This window comes from Bradyrhizobium sp. (assembly GCF_016219575.1).
Classification (GTDB): domain Bacteria; phylum Pseudomonadota; class Alphaproteobacteria; order Rhizobiales; family Xanthobacteraceae; genus Bradyrhizobium.
The window spans coordinates 1-18,873 of record NZ_JACRMG010000013.1 but is presented as its reverse complement, the minus strand read 5'-3'; the positions used below and the strand labels follow the sequence as shown (position 1 = coordinate 18,873).

At 64.6% G+C, this 18,873-nt stretch carries 21 protein-coding genes and 1 tRNA gene; 14 read left to right on the top strand and 8 right to left on the bottom strand.

The features are described from left to right. The 9 genes from HZB49_RS12845 to HZB49_RS12805 all read left to right on the top strand — a co-directional run bounded on the left by HZB49_RS12845 (position 1) and on the right by HZB49_RS12805 (position 7,814). Positions 1-690, top strand: a complete 690-nt coding sequence (locus HZB49_RS12845) for a hypothetical protein (RefSeq protein ID WP_291611829.1) — start codon at positions 1-3, stop codon at positions 688-690. Between the two features lie 138 nt (positions 691-828). Beyond that, positions 829-2,082 (top strand): arginase family protein, encoded by a 1,254-nt coding sequence (locus tag HZB49_RS12840; protein ID WP_291611827.1) that lies wholly within the window; start codon positions 829-831, stop codon positions 2,080-2,082. Continuing rightward, positions 2,063-3,529 (top strand): hypothetical protein, encoded by a 1,467-nt coding sequence (locus HZB49_RS12835; RefSeq protein ID WP_291611825.1) that lies wholly within the window; start codon positions 2,063-2,065, stop codon positions 3,527-3,529. The genes HZB49_RS12840 and HZB49_RS12835 overlap by 20 nt, the downstream gene beginning before the upstream one ends. Continuing rightward, positions 3,516-4,376: a cupin-like domain-containing protein gene (locus tag HZB49_RS12830; RefSeq protein WP_291611823.1), complete on the top strand. Its 861-nt coding sequence runs from the start codon at positions 3,516-3,518 to the stop codon at positions 4,374-4,376. The genes HZB49_RS12835 and HZB49_RS12830 overlap by 14 nt, the downstream gene beginning before the upstream one ends. Continuing rightward, the gene (locus HZB49_RS12825) at positions 4,373-5,275 is read left to right on the top strand and encodes a cupin-like domain-containing protein (protein WP_291611821.1); all 903 of its coding nucleotides are present in this window, start codon (positions 4,373-4,375) and stop codon (positions 5,273-5,275) included. The genes HZB49_RS12830 and HZB49_RS12825 overlap by 4 nt, the downstream gene beginning before the upstream one ends. Beyond that, a complete protein-coding gene (locus HZB49_RS12820; RefSeq protein WP_291611820.1) occupies positions 5,265-6,347 on the top strand; it encodes a hypothetical protein in 1,083 nt (360 codons plus the stop codon). Before HZB49_RS12825 ends, HZB49_RS12820 begins: the two co-directional genes overlap by 11 nt. A 100-nt stretch (positions 6,348-6,447) precedes the next feature. Next, a tRNA-Gly gene (locus HZB49_RS12815) sits at positions 6,448-6,521 on the top strand. Positions 6,522-6,614: 93 nt separating this feature from the next. Then, positions 6,615-6,857, top strand: a complete 243-nt coding sequence (locus HZB49_RS12810; protein WP_291611818.1) for a GIY-YIG nuclease family protein — start codon at positions 6,615-6,617, stop codon at positions 6,855-6,857. A gap of 399 nt (positions 6,858-7,256) precedes the next feature. After that, positions 7,257-7,814: a hypothetical protein gene (locus tag HZB49_RS12805; RefSeq protein ID WP_291611816.1), complete on the top strand. Its 558-nt coding sequence runs from the start codon at positions 7,257-7,259 to the stop codon at positions 7,812-7,814. Positions 7,815-7,817: 3 nt separating this feature from the next. Here HZB49_RS12805 and HZB49_RS12800 read toward each other — a convergent pair whose 3' ends face one another. The 8 genes from HZB49_RS12800 to HZB49_RS12765 all read right to left on the bottom strand — a co-directional run bounded on the left by HZB49_RS12800 (position 7,818) and on the right by HZB49_RS12765 (position 14,226). Beyond that, positions 7,818-8,219, bottom strand: a complete 402-nt coding sequence (locus HZB49_RS12800) for a type II toxin-antitoxin system VapC family toxin (protein WP_291611815.1) — start codon at positions 8,217-8,219, stop codon at positions 7,818-7,820. After that, a complete protein-coding gene (locus HZB49_RS12795; RefSeq protein ID WP_291611813.1) occupies positions 8,216-8,449 on the bottom strand; it encodes an AbrB/MazE/SpoVT family DNA-binding domain-containing protein in 234 nt (77 codons plus the stop codon). The genes HZB49_RS12800 and HZB49_RS12795 overlap by 4 nt, the downstream gene beginning before the upstream one ends. A gap of 100 nt (positions 8,450-8,549) precedes the next feature. Then, positions 8,550-9,719, bottom strand: coding sequence for a cytochrome P450 (locus HZB49_RS12790; RefSeq protein ID WP_291611811.1), 1,170 nt, complete (start codon positions 9,717-9,719; stop codon positions 8,550-8,552). Between the two features lie 81 nt (positions 9,720-9,800). Then, positions 9,801-10,592, bottom strand: a complete 792-nt coding sequence (locus HZB49_RS12785) for a helix-turn-helix transcriptional regulator (protein WP_291611809.1) — start codon at positions 10,590-10,592, stop codon at positions 9,801-9,803. 80 nt (positions 10,593-10,672) lie between these two features. Next, entirely contained in the window at positions 10,673-11,038 is a 366-nt protein-coding gene (locus tag HZB49_RS12780; RefSeq protein ID WP_291611807.1) for a nuclear transport factor 2 family protein, read from the bottom strand. Positions 11,039-11,145: 107 nt separating this feature from the next. Then, a complete protein-coding gene (locus HZB49_RS12775) occupies positions 11,146-11,496 on the bottom strand; it encodes a RidA family protein (RefSeq protein ID WP_291611805.1) in 351 nt (116 codons plus the stop codon). A gap of 83 nt (positions 11,497-11,579) precedes the next feature. Then, positions 11,580-12,485, bottom strand: a complete 906-nt coding sequence (locus HZB49_RS12770; RefSeq protein WP_291611803.1) for a PHB depolymerase family esterase — start codon at positions 12,483-12,485, stop codon at positions 11,580-11,582. A gap of 82 nt (positions 12,486-12,567) precedes the next feature. Continuing rightward, on the bottom strand, positions 12,568-14,226 hold the full coding sequence (locus HZB49_RS12765; RefSeq protein ID WP_291611801.1) for an FAD-binding dehydrogenase: 1,659 nt from the start codon (positions 14,224-14,226) through the stop codon (positions 12,568-12,570). A 294-nt stretch (positions 14,227-14,520) separates the two neighbouring features. Here HZB49_RS12765 and HZB49_RS12760 point away from each other — a divergent pair, with 294 nt between their 5' ends. The 5 genes from HZB49_RS12760 (at position 14,521) to HZB49_RS12740 (ending at position 18,642) form a co-directional block, all read left to right on the top strand. Next, a complete protein-coding gene (locus HZB49_RS12760; protein ID WP_291611799.1) occupies positions 14,521-15,000 on the top strand; it encodes a hypothetical protein in 480 nt (159 codons plus the stop codon). A gap of 104 nt (positions 15,001-15,104) precedes the next feature. Then, entirely contained in the window at positions 15,105-15,269 is a 165-nt protein-coding gene (locus HZB49_RS12755; protein ID WP_291611797.1) for a hypothetical protein, read from the top strand. 12 nt (positions 15,270-15,281) lie between these two features. Beyond that, entirely contained in the window at positions 15,282-15,872 is a 591-nt protein-coding gene (locus tag HZB49_RS12750; RefSeq protein ID WP_291611795.1) for an SCO family protein, read from the top strand. A gap of 120 nt (positions 15,873-15,992) precedes the next feature. Next, on the top strand, positions 15,993-16,862 hold the full coding sequence (locus HZB49_RS12745) for a transporter substrate-binding domain-containing protein (protein WP_365857687.1): 870 nt from the start codon (positions 15,993-15,995) through the stop codon (positions 16,860-16,862). A gap of 142 nt (positions 16,863-17,004) precedes the next feature. Then, on the top strand, positions 17,005-18,642 hold the full coding sequence (locus HZB49_RS12740; protein ID WP_291611791.1) for a lysine--tRNA ligase: 1,638 nt from the start codon (positions 17,005-17,007) through the stop codon (positions 18,640-18,642). Positions 18,643-18,873: the final 231 nt, after the last annotated feature.

Here is an 18,873-nt window from a genome sequence, read left to right as displayed (position 1 = left end):
ATGGACAGGAAGAGAGACAGTCTGGACGACGCCCTTCGCGGATCGTCGGCACGAAGCGATGCAATCGACAATGCCGGTGACGACAAGGAGCCGGTTCCGGTTCGGATGATGGCGGCCCGGCGCAAGGCCGATACCGTCGTCGCAGTCCGCCACCGCCGGCCGGTGATAGCCGGCAAGAAGAGCAGTTCGGTCCTCGAAGTCCGCCACCGCCGGCCAATGACGGCCGCCAAGAAGAGCAGTTCGGTCCTCGAGGTCCGCCACCGTCGGCCGATGATGGCCGCCAAGAAGGGCAGTTCGGTCCTCGAAGTCCGTCACCGCCGGCCGATGACGGCTGCCAGGGCGAGCAGTGCGGACCTCGAAGTCCGTCATCGCCGGCCGATGACGGCTGCCAGGACGAGCAGTGCGGACCTCGAAGTCCGTCACCGCCGGCCGATGACGGCTGCCAGGGCGAGCAGTGCGGACCTCGAAGTCCGTCATCGCCGGCCGATGACGGCTGCCAGGACGAGCAGCGCGGACCTTGAAGTCCGTCACCGCCGGCCGATGACGGCGGCCAAGGCGAGCAGCGCAGACCTCGAAGTTCGCCACCGCCGGCCGATTATGGATTCCGCGCTGGAAGTGCGCCACACCCGTCCGGTGGTTGCCGCCCTGGAAGTCCGGCACACGCGGCCCTTTTCGCCGGAAGGCGATTGAGGCGGCCGGCCGGCGAACTGATTGTCAGTGTCGTACGGCCCGGCGCTTCGTCGCCACGATGGAAAATCGCGGCGGGCGATCCATGCCCGCCGCGGCTGCCGCCCTGGTAAGGCGGCCCGACTAGTGTGAGAGAGCCAGGTGCTTGACCGCGTCCTCTTGAAAGACTCGCTCTTGCAGTTGAGGGGAGGAACCTTTCTCTCCCTGACGCCCGATGGTTCGGATCGGTTGAACCTGTCTGACGGATCCTGGATCAGCCTGACCGGCCGGCAGACCGCTGCGATCGAGATATTCGCGGTCCCGCGTACGGTCGAAAGCGGTGTTCAGGCGCTGCAACGCCGGATGCCCGACGACGAGCCTGGCGCCAGCCTCGCGGTCGTCATGGAACTGCTGCATCAGGCCATTCTTGAAACGATCGTGCCGCTGGCCGCGCCGGACGGCGAAGCCGCCCGCGGCGACGGGATGTACGGTTGTCCGACCTCCTGCGTGGAGGATGCCCTTTCGGGCGAGTCCTGCGACGTGGTGTTCTACGGCTTTCCGTACGAACTCGGCATCACGGGAGGCAAGGGTGCCAGCGGCGGGCCGACATTTCTCCGGCAGTGCTCGCGGGTGTCGTTCGACTATGTGGAAACGGAAGGCGTTCCCACGGGCTGGTGGAACAACGCGGACCGCAAGTGGCAGCTTGAAGGAATCCGTTTCCGTGACATCGGCGATATTCCCTGCGACGGCGCCGAACGCAACGGCGAGCCGTTCGACATGGCCTACGAGCTTCACCTTTCCCTGTTGCGGGCAGGCCGGTTTCCGGTGGTGGCCGGCGGAGACCATTCGGTCAGTCTGCCGTTGATTACGGCCGCGGCGAACGTTCGTCCCGGCCTGCGCGTCATCCAGTTCGATGCGCATGGCGACGTCGGCAGCTACGAGGAGCCGGGCGACTGGCGCAAGAACTGCACGCATGGCAACTTCATGTCGTGGGTCGCGAACAATCCGAATGTGGAGCGCATCTACCAGATCGGAATCCGCAACCTGTTGTCCGAGCCGTCGTTTGACAGCCCGAAGGTGACGACGTTCCCGCGAAATTCGCTGCTTCCCGACATCGAGGCGTTCGTCGCCGGCCTTCCCGACGGCCCCTACTACATCACCCTCGACGTGGACTGCCTCGACCCGGCGGTGATCTCGCAGACCGGCACGCCGATTCCGGGCGGGCTCAGCTATCACGAAGCGCACCGCGCGCTCGAATTGCTCTGCCGGCGGCTGGATGTCGTCGGGCTGGATCTTGTCGAACTGACCGAACCCGACGTCGCGGGTGATCTGCGCGAAGGTTCGGCGGCTGCGCACCTGATCTTCCACATGCTGGCCAGTATCTTCGAGGGGCGCCGTGAGCGAGTGGGGTCCTAGGCAAAGCGGGTCTGTCGCCGGCGCCGGACGGATCGACGGCGCGTACCTGCCGGCGCATCCACAACGCGCCCCAATCCGCGAACTGGAGCAGGAGATCGCGCGCCTCGACACGATCGCGTGCGACCTCATGCAGGCGGCCGAGACTTCCGAGCCGCTTGCCCGCTTTCCCGACCTTCCGAACGATCCGCTGCAGGCGGACAACGAGCTGCAGCGCTACGTCGGGGAGTTGCGGGCAGGCTATCTGAGGCAAACTGCCTCCCGGCTCGCAGGCGACTGGCTGACACCTCCGACCGGGCGCCGGTTCAACTTTCCCGGCACCAACATTGCCTATGACTACGCCTATGACCGGCAGCATCCTCCCGTCGCGCTGGAGCGGCGGCTTCGCCGCGGCGGGCGGGGACGCCGCCGCAAGGGTGGCTTGCTGGCCGGTTCGGGGATGGCAGCGATCGGCATTGTGCTGCAAAGCCTGGCTGAACTTCTGCAGACGGTGCGAATTGCGGCGTTTGCCAGCTATTTCGAGACATTCACCCTGTTCAGGCTGCTGAGGGTCGATTTCCGGCGCGCGCTGACGCAGGAGGAGCTTCATCGTGCCGGTCGCTCCGATCGCCCCAACATCCTCTATATCGAGCCCGTTCAGTACAATTGGCGGCTGGAAGGCGTCGATTGGGAGCGCCTGATTCAGTCCATCGATGCTGCGGACGACCCGCCGATCGTGATCCTCGATACGACGCTGTGCGGAGCATCGTCATTGCTCGATGACGCAATCGACCGGTTGGCCGATTCCGCTTGTCCGCTTCTGATCTGCGTGCGGTCGGGGCTGAAACTGGACCAGGAGGGCCTGGAGCTCGCCAATCTCGGCGTTGTCGAATGGTGGCCGAGGCCGGATTGCGCCGATGCCTGGGCCCGCCTGTCCACGGTCGCCGCCGCCTATCGAACCGTCGCCGGTCTGGGTCTCGGCCGGCGGGAGGCATGCGCGCTCGCCCCGCGGTTCGTGCTGAACCGCGGGCACGCCGAGGCGTTGGCGGCCGGCATCGGACGCAGCAACCGGACGCTGTTTGCGGAGACTGAACTCGCCGGCGGGATTTTTTCGCACAAGACGTTTGCCTCCGGCGGCTGGGAAGTGCCGTTCGTGCTGTTTCACCTGCGCCAGGGCGGCTTTCGGTCCTATCGGGAACTTGCGGGCCTGATTGCGCAGGAGGCGCAGCGGCGCCGGCTCGATCTGACCATGTCCGGCAGCTTCGGTTTCAGGACCGAGCGGTTCGAGACGATTCTTCCGAACGAGCAGCGTCGCTCGGGCGAGGCGCCGGAAGGCGTGCTGAAGTTCGCCTGCGGCTGCTATCGCGGTCCGCGATTCTGGGCGGTCGTCGACATGCTCAACGAGCTGGCAGGCTTCGGTTCGCTGCAGGAAGCGGCGCTACGGTGGGGGAGGGGCGATGCATTTTCGTGACGTCGAGAAGCGGCAGACCATTTCGCGTCTCGAAATGGCGGCCTATCTGCGGGCCCCTGCCGCCCCGCTGGTTGTCCGCGGCGCCATGCAAGGCTGGCCGGCGATGAAACACTGGTCGCTCGATTTCTTTGCCGAGCATTTTGCGGACTTCCCCGTGATGGCGCACGCGCCGCAGTTCCCCGGACTGGCGATCTGTTCGGTCAAGACGACGCTGGGAAACTACGTCGACTACCTGCGCAACCCGGGCAAGGGCCGCATCAAGGGCGAGTGGCTCAAGGGCGATCCGGCAACCCTGCTGAAAAGCGGCCTCTCGCTCTATGCCGGCAACTTCAATCCGGCTCACCCGAAATACGGCGATCGCGATTTCCTGTTCCGCTATGTGCCGGCACTGCCGGACTTCATCGAGTGCTGGCGATCGCTGCTCGATCCCGGCTTCAATCGGGCCTGCGAATGGCTGCAGTCGCATCACTTCGTCTATCTTTCGGTCGCGGGCGGCGTCACGCCGCTGCACGACGATTTCTGGGACACGCACGCCTTTCTGGCGCAGATCTCCGGCCGCAAGGAGGCCTTTCTCTTCTCGCCCGACCGGATGCCGGTGCTCTACGACGAGCAGACCGGCAATGTGCGTGCGATGATGGACGATCCGAAATTCGCCGATGTCGAGGGCTGGCGCGCAACGCTGATGCCCGGCGACATGCTGATCCTGCCGTCGCGATGGCTGCATTACGTGGAAACGATCGAAACCTCGATCACCTACAGCGCCGACTGGATCGACGCCACCAACTGGCGGAGCTACGTGGCAAGTGCGACTGAAGCTCTCGCAGGGGAAACCGGGAGCCCGTCGTGACATCCGCCGCTGTCGACGAGCATCGCGGGCTCGGCGAGTACGAGCTGTTCGAGCGTTATGTCGGCACGTCGACCCCGGTGATACTTCGCGGCGCCATCGATCACTGGCCGGCGCGGCGGAAATGGACCAGGACGTTCCTTCGCGAACGCTACGGCGATGCCGAGATCGAGCTCTCCAGCACCGAGACCGCCGAGCGGACGGTCGGCCGGCTTCGCGATTACCTCGCGCTGCCCGAACGGGAACGCGCCAAATGGTACCTGTGCGACTGGAACGTGCGCCAGCAATGCGCCGAACTTCTCGATGATATCGTCACGCCGGACGGGTTTGAGATCGACTGGATGAGGCATGTGCCGCGTGAGGAAAGGCCGGACATGTTGTGGATCTACATCGGTCATGCCGGCACCCGCGGACCCCTGCATGTCGACAATTACGGCACCAGCGCGTGGCTTGGCGTCTTGCGGGGCGAGAAGCTGGTCCGCTTCGTGGAGCCGGGCGACACGCCGGCGGATGAGCTGCAGGCGGCCGACGTGTTCGCAACGCGCCGCCGCGGTCGCGCGTTCCCGATGAGGGATGCGCATTTGCGGGCAGGGGATCTGTTGTTCGTGCCGGCCGGTTGCTGGCATGCGGCGATGAACCCGACCTATTGTCTCAGCGTGACGGCCAATTTTCTCGACGGCGCCAACCTTTCCGCCAATCGGTCGTTCTGGTTGCAGCGCTGGCACGGCCGATCGATCCTGGCCGGGGAAATCGACCGCCTTGCGCGTACGCGAAACGCAGCCGCAAGGGCGCGGCTCGCGCGTCACCTGAGCCGCGCCGTCGACGGCTGGCAGGCCGAACTTGCGGCCGAGCAGGAAGCGCTCGAGGAACTCGCCGCGCGGCTCCGCAGCCATGGCAGCTAGTCTCCCGTCGCTTCTGGAATCCGGCCGCACCGGCTTTGATGCGTTCGTCTTCAGCCGCAAGACGCCGGCCGTGGTCTACGATCTCGGCAGGTTGCGGGAGGATGCATCGGCGCTGCTGGCGTTGTGCGCGAAGGCCGAAGCGATCTGCTGCTACGCGGTGAAGGCCAATCGTCACCCGCTCATACTGCGTGAATTCGCGGCGGCGGGCTTTGGCGCCGACGTGGCCTCCGCCGGGGAGCTGGATCTGGCCACCGCAGCCGGCCTGTCTCCGCTGGTCGCGACCGCGCCGGGCCTCGATGCCCGCACCATCGGGCAGATCGACCGGTCGCGGGGCACCGTCTATTTCGATCATCTGTCGCAGATAGAGCATGCCGTAGATCTCGGCATCGATCTCGACCGGCACGGCGTGCGCGTCTCCATGCCGGGAGATTATGCGGCGTTCGGCTTCGACCCCCGTATCGAGCTGGATGTCCTGCGGCGGCGCTTCGGCTATCGGCCGCGCAGGTTTCACGTCCACAACGGCGAAAACCTTTCCTGCGCGCGCCTTCGCGCCCGGCTCGAGGACATCGGCGACCTGCTGGCGGCCTTTCCCGCAACAGAGATCAACATGGGCGGCGGCTACGGCGTTCTGTCGAACGACTGGAACGAATTGACCAAGGCATTCGAATTGATGGCGCGGTTCGGTCGGCGCCGGCGCGTCGGCCTGGTGTTCGAGTTCGGCAAGGTTGCCGTCGCGCGCGCGGGCGTCCTCGTCGTCACGATACTGGCGCGAAAGCTGCGGGGACGCCGGCAGATTCTCGTCGCCGACGCCTCGTCCTACAATCTCGGGTCGTTCGAGCGCCGCGTCTTGCTGAAGCAATTTCCCCGCGGAGGCCGGCGCATGCCGACGACGATCGTCGGTCCGAGCTGCTACGAGGAGGATGTGTTCGCGCTCGACGAGATGTGTCCTGCGCTCCAGGCCGGAGACAGGCTGGCCTTCGTCACCTTCGGCGCCTACACCATGAGCATAGCAGCATCGCTGCACGGCCTTCCGGCGCCGGCAGAGCATTTCTACGGCTCGCGCGAGGGATGATCGCTCCGGGCAAATACCACCCGGGTTCGAGGCGCCACCCCATTGCAGGAGCCCCGGCCGAACCGCTATGTTGCCCGTGCGGTTGAGGCCGCAGACCGGCGCGGGCGTAGTTCAATGGTAGAACGGCAGCTTCCCAAGCTGCATACGAGGGTTCGATTCCCTTCGCCCGCTCCATCCTGCTTCGCGCCAAGGCGCTTCGCAGGACTTTGATTTTCCGTCAGCGCGAAGCAGGATGCCCTTCGAAGCTTTAGCGGAGAAGGGCCGCAGATGTTCTACGTTTACCTGCTCGAAAGTCTGTCGACGCCTGGTCGGCGTTACGTAAGTTTCACGACCGATCTCAAACAGCGTTTCGACGACCATAATGCCGGAAAGTCACCCCATACGGCCAAATTCAAACCTTGGCGCTTGGTGACATACATCGCCTTCTCGGACAGGGCCGCTGCCGAGAGCCTTGAGCGCTATCTCAAATCAGGATCCGGGCATGCATTCGCGAAGAAGCGATTGTGGTAGTCATAATCTGGCGGCCATGGTCAAGCCAGCCCCGCCCGACAATGGTCGCGAATGAGGGCTGGGAATATCCTCATGTCGACGTGGGCGGCATTGCTGGCGTTATCGGGCATCGTCTCAAAGAGTACAGGATGACAGCCCACGCCACTGGGTGCAAAGTCACTTTCCCTTTTGATCACGATCGCACTACTACCATCGACAATGAAAACGACCTATCGACGTTTCAAATTGATTAGGCGCCACCTCGATCTACTGTCCTGCGCCGCAACCCAAAAAAGCGGAGCCAAGAAAGAACCAGATCCGTGTAACGTATCGACGGACAAGGGTGCCAAAATGATTCCCAAGCTGCATACGAGGGTTGGATTCCCTTCGCCCCCTCCAAATTTCTCGACGAGGTGAACATTGGCCGCCACGATCACCGCCGACACATCCCGCAACGACCTCCTCAAGATCGCCATTGGCGGTCTCGTCAGCGGCGTGCTCACGCCGCTGCTGCCGGATGTCGTCGACCTGCTTCCGGGCGTGCCCCGCATGTTGCGGCTGGCACTGCTCGCGCTTCCGTTTGCGGTGCTGGTGTTCATCGTCGTGCGACGTCGCAGCGCCAATCCCGTGTGGGCGGCGCTGGTGGCGGCCGTCGTCACGATGGTCGCGTTCGTCGCAGCCGTGAATGCCGCGGTTTTCATCGACGGCCAGATGACCGGCGCGGCAAAACCGATGCGCAGCCTGTTCGCAGGCCTCACGGGCGGGCTGGTCGGCGCGGGAGTCATGGCGCTGGGGATCGCGCGGTTGCCCGCCGGGCCGCGGAAAGCCGAGCCGTGGATGTCGATGCTCGTCACCGGCGCCATTGCCGGCAGCCTGCTGGCGCTCGATACCTCGCTCGGGCTGGACCGGACCTCGTTCCTCTATCCGGTCTGGCAGGCCGCGGTCGGCGTGCGGCTGGCGCTGGCCTTGAGACGCTAATCCTCAAACCAGCCAGTTCTCGACTTTCAACCCGCGAATGCGCCTGAATTCGTCGACGTTGGCAGTCACGATAATCGCATCCGCTGCATGAGAGTGTGCCGCGATCAGCAAGTCGTTTCCACCGATGGGCTTTCCAACCGCTTCCAATCCGGCGCGGATTTCGCCGTACTCTGCGTCCGCCGGCGCATCAAAGGGAAGCACGTCTATCTCGGCAAGTAATTCCTCGACCGTGTTGAGCAGGCTCCTTGATCCGCTCTTCGCGCATCCATATCGCAGTTCGGCGGCCACAATGATGCTGGTGCATATGTTGTCCTCGCCGACTTTGGCTATCCGCTTCGCTGCCTTGCCCTGAGGATTCCTCATCAGGTCGGAGATGATGTTCGTATCGAGCATGTAGCGGGTCAAAGCGCGCGCTCCGGATCCGGTATTGGGTCATCGATTTCCGGAAAGTCAGTGATCGGTTGCATCGCCTTGAGCAATGCAAGCAGGCCGCGCTTGCGAACCGGCTCAATCACCAACCGGTCGCCGTCGCGGTGCATGACAGCCTCGTTCCCCGGCAATTCGAACTCAACGGGAATGCGTACCGCCTGGTTGCGGCCGTTGCGGAACAGTCTGACGTGGCGGAGTTCTGACATGAATCCCTCTTGGCATATGCCATAGACATATGCCAAGAGGCACCCGGCTGCAAGGGGGGCGCTTCCTACTTTGCATGGGGTTGTTTTCGCGATTTTGTGTTCAGGCCTGGCGATCCCACGTCACCGGCAGGTCGAGCAGCCCGCGGAACGCCCAGCCGCCGATGCGCGGCGGCCCGACCAGCCGCAGGTGCTTCAGCCGCGCAAAGATCGCGGGCAGCGCGACGTCGGCGACCATGGCGCGCGAGGCCCAGGCGCCGGCGCAGAAGTGCGGACCGGCGCCGAAGGCGATGCTCTTGCTCACATCGCGTTGCACGTCGAAGGCTTCCGCATTGGCAAAATGCTTCTCGTCGCGGTTGGCGGAGCCGAACATCAGGAATACGCGCTCCTCCGGCTCGAACTCGACGTCGCGGATGCGCCAGGGTTTTGCGATGCGCCGCGGCGACATGCCGATCGGCGAGATCCAGCGCGCATACTCCTCGAACGCCTGCATCCAGGTGGTCGCGCCGCTCGCGACCAGCGCGAGCTGGTCCGGGTGCGTCAGCAGCGCCCATACCGTGCCGGCAATGGCGTCGCGCGGCTCGTTCTGGCCCCCGGAGATCGCAAGCTTGATGTTGGCGCGCACGCTCTCCATCGGCATGCCGGCTTCCAGCATCACGCCGAGCAGGCTGAGGTCCGGCTTCTTCGAGAGCACCGGCACCATGTCGTCGATGGCGGCGTCGATGCCCGAGGTCGCAGCGTTGCAGCGCGCCTCCACCGCGGGATCGCCGGTGTAATTGGCAATACCGTCGATCATGCCCTGCGACCATGCGTTCATGTCCACGAAGCGCATGTTGGTGAGGCCCGTGATCGACTTCAGGCATTCGGCCGAGAACGGCAGCGCAAAGGCCTGCACGAAATCGACCGACGGTTTCGGCTCGAGCGCGGCGATGATGCGGTCGGCATGGGCCTGGAACTGCGTCGTCCAGTGCGACTTCACCGTCTTGGGCGAGATGGCCGGAAAGATCGCCTTGCGCTCATTCAAGTGCGCATCGCCGTCCTTGCGCATCATGTTGTGGCCCATCAGCTTGTTCATCAGCCCCTGCGGCTGGTGCGAGGAGAACACGTCGATCTGCTTCTCCGAGACGAAGATGTCGTCGCGGCTGCACAGCAGCGTGCTGCCGAGCTGCGGCACGAAGACGATCGGCGCTTCCTCGCGGAAGCGCGCCAGCGCGGGGTACGGGTCCTGCCAGAACGCGGCGGGATCGATGTCGATGCGGGGAGCGGTGCTCACAACGGGGCCCTCGGGTGGTTTGCCGGAACGATAGCCCGGGTGAGGCTTGTCCGTCTGTCCCCAGGGATGGGGACGGGTGGCTCAGTTCAGGCTGCGCGAGGCCATGAGCCGCAGCGCGATCGCGAACAGCTCGTTCTGCGAGGAAATGCCGAGCCTGTCATAGGCGCGCTTGCGATAGGTCAGCGCCGAATGCAGGCTGATGCCGAGCTCGGCGGCGATCGCCTCCGAGCTGAAGCCGGAGAGGATGCGCAGGCAAACGTCCTTCTCGCGCCCGGTCAGTGCGGAGAACGGCGCCGCATTGACGAACAGCGCCTTCAGCCGTGCCGCGGGATCGCCTTCCGCCGCCGCGTCCTGCTGGAAATGCCGCGCCACCGCGGCGCTCACTGCGGGAGAAATCGCCATCAGCCGCCGTATTTCCTCGCGCGTGAAGCGGCCCTGCGAGGTGATGCGGTAGAAATTGACATAGAAGCAGGTGTCCTCGACCCAGATCGCGGTCGCGCATTTGTCGACGATGTCGGAATCCTCGAAGAACATTTTCCGGTAGCTGTCGCTGTACATGCTGCGCGCGAAGGCCGGCAGCAGGACCGGCGCGTCGTCGGCCTGTCCTTCGAAGATCGCATCGCGGTTGGGGTCGGACAGGTGGAAATGCCCGGAATAGGCCACGCCGAGATCGCGCCCGATCGGGATGTTGCCGGCGTCGAGCAGGCAGTTCGCCCGCCGCTCGCCGGCAAACGAGAACACCATGCAGTGGCCGACATCGGCCACCCGCCGCAGCGCGCCGATCAGTGCTTGCGGAAATGTTGCCCGCCCGATCGCCAGCACCGCCGGCGTGATGTCGCCGATGATTTGATCCCTGAAGGCACCGGCCTTCATGGTTTCCTCCCCTGTGATTTCGGGAAGGTTATCAGGGCCGCCGCCTTCGCGGAAGCACCGGGACACCACGGCCGCCTGGCCTACATCTGCGGCACCTGGTCGAGGAACCCGGTGATGCTTCTGATGCGCCCGTCCCGGCTCAGCACGGCGAAATCCGTGCCCTTGATCGGGCTGTCGGCGCCGTCGGGGCCGAGCCCCCAGGAGAAGCGGACATGCTCGCCAAAGCCGTTGGGCTCGCCGATCAGGGTGAATCTGAAATCCGGAAATTTCTGCTGCACGCCCGCGATCAGCGCATCGACGCCGTCATGGCCGTCGCCCGACATCAGCGGGTCGGCATATCTGGCATCCGCCGTCCAGTTCGCCGCCAGCATCTCGCGGCGGCGGTTCGGCGTGCGCTCGTTCCAGAGCTCGATATAGCGGTGGGCGATTTGTTTGACGTCGGTCATTCCACTCTCCTTCGATGATGCCGGAATCATCCGGCACGCTTCTTATCGAAGGAGAGGGCGGCGCAATCGATTACCCCGGAGGTCAAGGGATTGCGCCGCGTCCGGCGTTACTTCGCCGCGATCACCATGATCTCGACCAGATAATCGGGGGCGGCGAGCTTCGCCTCGACGGTGGCGCGGGCCGGCGTATTGCCCGGCGAGACCCACTTGTCCCACACCGCATTCATCTCCGCGAAATTCTTCATGTCGGTGATGTAGATGTTGGTCGACAGCAATTTCGACTTGTCGCTGCCGGCTTTCGCCAGATGGCCGTCGATAATCGCCAGGATTTCCTGGGTCTGCTCGGTCGTGCTCTTGCCCTTGGCCTTGTTGGCGACGACGCCGGCGAGATAGACCGTGTTGCCGTGCACCACGGCCTGGCTCATGCGCGGGCCGGTCTCGAAACGCTGAATGCTCATATTGCTTTTTTCTCCTTGGGAATGGCGGCTTCTGTTAGCGCAGAGCAGGGTCTTGCGCCACTGCGCAAATCGCAGCGGTGCTCTCACGGAAACTTCTTGAAGAACGCCCAGATCGTCTCGGCGCCGTCGATGTCGCGGTTCTGCGGGCCGAGGAAGGTATTGGCGAGCCGCGGGAAGCGGGCATCGGGGCTGCCGGGCATGCGGTGTCCGCCGTCGTTGACGCGGTAGAGCACGACGTCGCGTCCCGCGGGGCAGTTCGAGTCGATCCGCGTCACGCTCGAGCGGTCGCCGCGATCGCTGTCCTCGAGATCGGTGACGGCGGCGTCCTTTGCCTCGCAGCCGTTGTTCCTGCGCCAGAAGCCGAGCGTCTTCTCCACCGACCAGAAGCCGTCAACCGCGAAGCGGCTGGTGCCGCGTCCGCCCTTGTAGGGGACGAGCGGATCGGCGGTGCCGTTCATCATCAGCATCGGCATCGGCCGCGAGGGTCGGCAGGGGTTGGCGGAGGGATCGGTCAGGTTGATGACGACGCTGGCCGCGGCCGCAAACAGGTCGGCGCGCTTGCAGACCAGCGTCATGGTCATGGCGCCGCCGTTGGAGATGCCGGTGATGTAAACGCGCTTCGGATCGGCGCTGCCCTCGGCGACGAATTTCTCCACCAGCTTCGCAATGAAGGCGACGTCGTCGGTGCCGTGCGGCGGCACGCGGCCGGCGCGCAGATTGTTGGGACGCAGGTCGGCCCAGGAATGGTTGAGCCCGTCGGGAAACACCACGCCAAAGCCTTCGCGCTTCGCTACCGCCGGCCAACCCGTGCGCGTGATCATGTCGGCGCCGGTCTGGGTGTTGCCGTGGAGCACGATGACCAGCGGCGCGGATTTGGTGTCGGGCAGTCGCGCGGTGTAGTGGCGCGTCACCTTGCCGATCGCAATCGTCTCCGCCGCAGCGGAGTTCGCGCCGGTCAGGACAAGCAGCAATACCAGGAAGCGGATCATGCGCGGCTCGCGGGCAGCAACAGGCTTCCATTGCACCACGGTGCGAAGGGCGGATCAACCGATCCGCTGCGCCGTCAGCCGATTATGCCACCGCCTTCGCCGCGGCCCGCCCGGCATTGCGGCCAGAGAACAGGCAGCCGCCGAGGAACGTGCCCTCCAGCGAGCGATAGCCGTGCACGCCGCCGCCGCCGAAGCCGGCGGCTTCGCCGGCCGCATAGAGGCCGCCGATCAGCTTGCCGTCGTTGCCGAACACGCGTGAATCCAGATCGGTCTCGAAACCGCCGAGCGTCTTGCGGGTGAGGATGTTCAGCTTCACCGCGATCAGCGGCCCGTGTTCGGGATCGAGGATGCGGTGCGGCTTGGCGGTGCGGATCAGCCTGTCGCCGATGTAGCGGCGGGCATTGTGCAGGTTCATCACCTGCGCATCCTTCACATAGGGATTGTCGATCTCGCGGTCGCGCGCCTCGATCTGCGCCTTGATGTGGTCGAGCTTCAAAAGGTCGCTGCCGGCGAGTTTGTTCATGGCGGCAACGAGGTCGCCGAGATTGTCGCGCACGATGAAGTCGACGCCATGCTGCTTGAAGGCTTCCACCGGCGCCGGTGCGCCCTTGTTGGTGGCGCGCTTGAGCGTCATGCGCCAGCTCTTGCCCGTGAGGTCGGGGTTCTGCTCGGAGCCGGAGAGCGCAAATTCCTTCTTGATGATGCTTTGCGTCAGGATGAACCACGAATAGTCGTGGCCGGTGCCCATGATGTAGTGCAACTGTCCGAGCGTGTCGGAGCCGGGGAACAGCGGCGCGGGCAGACGCTTGCCGGTTGCGTCGAACCACATCGACGACGGGCCGGGCAGGATGCGAATGCCGTGCCTGGGCCAGATCGGATTCCAGTTCTGGATGCCCTCGACATAGTGCCACATGCGGTCACGGTTGATCAGCCGCGCGCCGGCCGCCTCGGTGATGCCGATCATGCGGCCGTCGACATGCTCGGGCACGCCGGAGATCATGAACTTTGGCGGTGCGCCGAGACGCTTCGGCCAGTTGGCCCGCACCAGGTCGTGATTGCCGCCGATGCCGCCGGAGGCGATCACGACGGCCTGCGCACGCAGCGAGAATTCGCCGACCACATTGCGCGAAGAGCTCTTGCCGCGCTCCACATTCGTAGCCTCGAGGATCGCGCCGCTCACGCCATCGATCGCGCCATTGGTGATGCTGAGCGCATCGACGCGATGGCGGAACTTGAAAACTAGCTTGCCGTTCTTCGCCGCCTCGCGCGCGCGCCGCTCGAACGGCTCGACGATGCCGGGCCCGGTGCCCCAGGTGACATGAAAGCGCGGCACCGAATTGCCGTGGCCCATCGCGTCATAGCCGCCGCGCTCGGCCCAGCCGACGACCGGGAAGATGCGATGGCCCATTGCGCGCAGCCAGTCGCGCTTCTCGCCGGCGGCAAAGGCGACATAGGCCTCCGCCCATTTCCGCGGCCACAGATCTTCCTCGCGGTCGAAGCCCGCGGTGCCCATCCAGTCCTGCAGCGCGAGGTCGTAGGAATCCTTGATGCCGAGCCGGCGCTGCTCCGGGGAATTCACCAGGAAGAGGCCGCCGAACGACCAGAAGGCCTGGCCGCCGAGGCTCTGCTCGCCTTCCTGGTCGAGCAGGATGACGCGCTTGCCGGCATCGGCGATCTCGGTGGCCGCCACCAGCCCCGCCAGCCCGCCGCCGACCACGATCACGTCAGCATCGCCCGCCATCGACTCCTCCCCCTTAACCTTTGCCGCATGAAGCCCGGCACTTTTATCGCGGTCAACGGCAAAAGCCCTTGCCTGTGGCGGCCGCGCCACGAATGCCCTTGTTAACTTGTTCCACTTTGGGACCTAATGCCGCTTCGGGTGCAGCGCCGCTGCAACACTGCATTTGAATTTGTTTTGAGCGAGCCCGCCCCGCTAGACAAAAATGCCGTTCGGCAACACCCTCTCAGCCGTCTGCATCACACAAGACGTTCAGATTCGGTTTCGACGGTTTCGGCTGGGGCTGGGGGCTTCAATATGAAGTTCGTGACTGGTTTGCTTGCGGCGGTTCTTCTCCTGGCAGGGATGGGCGCCAGTCACGCCGTGGTGCGGATCGCCGACGATCGCGGCGGCCGGATCGGCACCTATGTCGACAAGTATCAGGGCCTGCGCTCCTCGAATGAGACCGTCATCATCGACGGCCTCTGCGCCTCGGCCTGCACCATCGTGCTCGGCGCGGTTCCCCACGACCGCATCTGCGTCACCTCGGCCGCCAATCTCGGCTTCCATGCCGCCTGGGACTTCGGCGCCAACGGCCGCGCGGTGACCAACAACGAAGCCACGCAAATGCTCTATTCGATGTATCCCGCGCCGGTGAAGCGCTGGATCGCGGCGCGCGGCGGACTGACACCGAAAATGATCTTCCTGAAAGGCAAGGCGCTGCAGGCGATGTACAAGCCCTGCTATCTCGACGCCCAGGCCTCCGCCAACAAGCCGGCCGCCAGCGCTTCCCGATAAATCCCTCCGCATGACGTGATGGGCGGCGCCAACACGCCGCTTGCTCATGCATGGAACTGGCCCTATCTGGGGGCATGGCCCGGCCGATCCCAGCCCCAAATGACGTGTTGCCCGCCAGCCCACCAAGGGCGCGGGCGGCCTCGATCATCGTCTGGAGTGCCGCACTGCTCGGCGCACTCGCTTTCATCGCTGCGGCCGCGCTCTGGATTTACTACGGCACCGCGGTGTTCTTCGAGATGATTGCCGCCGGCATCGCGGCCTGCTTCTGAAAAGGTAAGCCAATGGAACAGTTCCGTCGCCCCATCGTCATCATCGCGGCCTTTGCCGCGAGCCTGGCCGTGGGGCTGCTGCTGATGACCTGGCTGATGGGCGACCTGAGAAAGGTCGCTGCACCCGCGGCGATCGGCGGCCCGTTCCAGCTCACCGACCAGTCCGGCCAGGTTGTCACCGAGAAGGATCTGAAGGGCCGTCCCACCCTGATCTTCTTCGGCTTCACCCACTGCCCCGACGTCTGCCCGACATCGCTGTTCGAGATCTCGGAAGTGCTGCGCGCCATGGGCAAGGATGCCGACAAGGTCAACGCCTTCTTCGTCTCGGTCGATCCCGAGCGCGACACGCAAGGCGCGATGAAGGACTATCTGTCGAGCTTCGATCCGCATCTGAAGGGCCTGACCGGCGATCCCGAGCAGGTGGCGAAGGTGCTGTCCGCCTATCGCGTCTATGCCAAGAAGGTGCCGCTCAAGGAGGGCGACTACACCATGGACCATACCGCGCTGATCTACCTGATGGATCGCGACGGACGCTTCGTCGCGCCCTTCAACATGAAGCGTAGTCCGGAAGAGGCGGCCAAGGACCTCAAACGCTACCTTTAGGGAGGCGATTTTTAATCCAATCGGCCCTCGCTTAGCCCTCGGGATGGTCTATAAGGCCGCAAATCCCGGCCAACTTGCCCTGTAATGCCCCTTTTGACTGCCTTGCCGACTTGCTTCCGTTTGCGCTGCGCCGCCATCGCCGGTGCGCTGGCGGCTGTGCTGCTGGCCGGGACGGGCGGCGCGGCCAGTGCTCAGCAGCAGCCGGCGGCCAAGGTCGAGGCGGCGCCGCAGGCGGTGCCCGGCTTCTGGGATCCGCGGCGGCGGCCGGACCGGCCGGACCTGTCCCGCATCACCGTGATCCGCTTTCTCACCGAGACCGACTATCCGCCGTTCAACTTCACCGGGCCGGACGGCAATCCGGCCGGCTTCAATGTCGATCTGGCGCGATCGCTGTGCGACGAGATCAAGGTCACCTGCACCGTCCAGATGCGCCGCTTCGAGACGCTGGTGGACGCCATCGCCTCCAACCGGGGCGACGCCATCATCGCCTCGCTGGCGGTGACGCCGCAACTGCGCACCCGGCTCGACTTCACCGATCCCTATTACCGCGCGCCGGCGCGCTTCGTGTCGCGGCGCGAGGCCGTGATGAGCGAAGTGCGCCCGGAATATCTGGAAGGCAAGAAGGTCGGCGTCATCGGCGGCACCTCGCACGAAGCCTATCTGAAGGCGATGTTCACGGACGCGGAGATCCGCGCCTTCGGCAATGACGACGCGCTGCGCGCCGCGCTTCGCCGCGGCGAGGTCGACCTGATCTTCGGCGACGCGATCGCGCTGGCGTTCTGGATCAACGGCACCGATTCGGCCGAGTGCTGCGCCTTCTCCGGCGGCCCCTTCGTCGAAAGCCGCTATTTCGGCGAGGGCGTCGGCATCGGCGTGCGCAAGGGCAACGACCTGCTGCGTCAGGCCCTGAACTGGGCGATGTTCCGGGTCTGGGAAAAAGGCCGCTACACCGACCTGTGGCTGCGCTACTTCTCGATCAGCCCGTTCTGACGCTCTTCCCCGTCATTGCGAGGAGCGCAAGCGACGAAGCAATCCAGCTTTCTATCCGCGGTGAAATGGATTGCTTCGCTTCGCTCGCAATGACGATTGTGTTAACAAGACGGCCAGTTTCAGCCGGAGAAAGCCCCTTTAGATGTCCACCACCGAACTTGCCACCCCCAGCGATCTTCGTTCGCTCGCCGAGCAATCCAACGCCTGGCCGTTCGAACAGGCCAAGGCGATTGTCGCGCGGCTGAAGAAGAAACCGAAGGACGAGGTGCTGTTCGAGACCGGCTACGGCCCGTCTGGGCTGCCGCATATCGGCACGTTCGGCGAGGTCGCGCGCACCACCATGGTGCGCCACGCCTTCCGCGTGCTCACCGACGACAAGATCAAGACGCGCCTGCTGGCCTTCTCCGACGACATGGACGGCTTGCGCAAGGTGCCGGACAATGTGCCGAACAAGGACCTGCTGGAGAAGAATCTCGGCAAGCCGCTGACCAGGGTGCCCGATCCCTTCGGCACGCATGACAGCTTCGGTGCGCACAACAACGCGCGGCTGCGCGCCTTCCTCGATACGTTCGGCTTCGACTACGAGTTTGCGAGCTCCACCGACTACTACACTTCGGGCAAGTTCGACGCGGCGCTCCTGCGCATGCTCGAGCGGCTCGATGCCGTCATGAAGATCATGCTGCCCTCGCTGCGCGAGGAGCGTGCGGCGAGCTATTCGCCGTTCCTGCCGATCTGCCCGCGCACCGGCCAGGTGCTCTACGTGCCGATCGTCGAACACGACGCCAGGGCCGGCACGATCTCCTATGACGATCCCGAGACGAAGGAGCGCGTCACGCTTCCCGTCACCGGCGGCCATTGCAAGCTGCAATGGAAGCCGGACTGGGCGATGCGCTGGTATGCGCTTTCCGTCGACTATGAAATGGCCGGCAAGGATCTGATCGACTCGGTCAAGTTGTCGGGCAAGATTTGCGCGGCGCTCGGCGGCACGCCGCCGGAAGGCTTCAATTACGAGCTCTTCCTCGACGAACACGGCCAGAAGATTTCAAAGTCCAAGGGCAACGGCCTGACCATCGACGAATGGCTGCGCTATGCGAGCCCGGAGTCGCTGTCGCTGTTCATGTACCGCGAGCCGAAGGCCGCCAAGCGGCTCTACTTCGACGTCATCCCGCGCAACGTCGACGACTACCAGCAATTCATCGAGGGCTATCCGAAGCAGGAAACCAGGCATCGCCTGGCAAACCCGGTGTGGCACATCCACGCGGGCAATCCACCTATGGCGGACATGCCGGTGACCTTCCAGATGCTGCTGACGCTGGTGTCGTCGTCGAACGCTGAGAACGCCGCAACGCTGTGGGGTTTCATCGGCCGCTACCGCCCCGGCGTGACGCCGCAGACGCATCCGAAGCTCGATGCGATGGTGAACTACGCCATCAACTATTATCGCGACTTCGTGGCGCCGACGAAAAAGTTCCGCGAGCCGACCGAGGGCGAACGCGCCGCATTGCAGGACCTGCGCGATGCGCTCTCCAACATGGAGGCCGGCGCTTCGGCCGAGGACATCCAGAACGTGGTCTACGAGATCGGCCGCCGCGAGCCGTTCCTCGACGCGATAAAGAAGGGCAAGGATGGCCGCCCCGGCGTCTCGCTCGACTGGTTCAACATGCTCTACCAGGTGCTGCTCGGTCAGGAGAAGGGTCCGCGCTTCGGCTCTTTCGTCGCCGTCTACGGCGTGACGAACGCGGTGGCCATGATCGACGGCGCGTTGGCAAGGTCGGCCTGATTGTCGCCCCGGCGAAGGCCGGGGCCCATAACCACGAGAGCCGATGTGGAAATGCGCTGGGGCTCCAGCCTGTTCTAGTCACCGCGTTTGGTGGTTATGGGTCCCCTGAGTTCACAAACGAAGTGCAACACTTCCTTAGGGAGGTGTTGCCATGGGGCGGAGTTACGATCAGCTTTCCCTGGACGATCGATGCGAGATTGCCCGCCTTTCGGCCAATGGCAGCTCGATTCG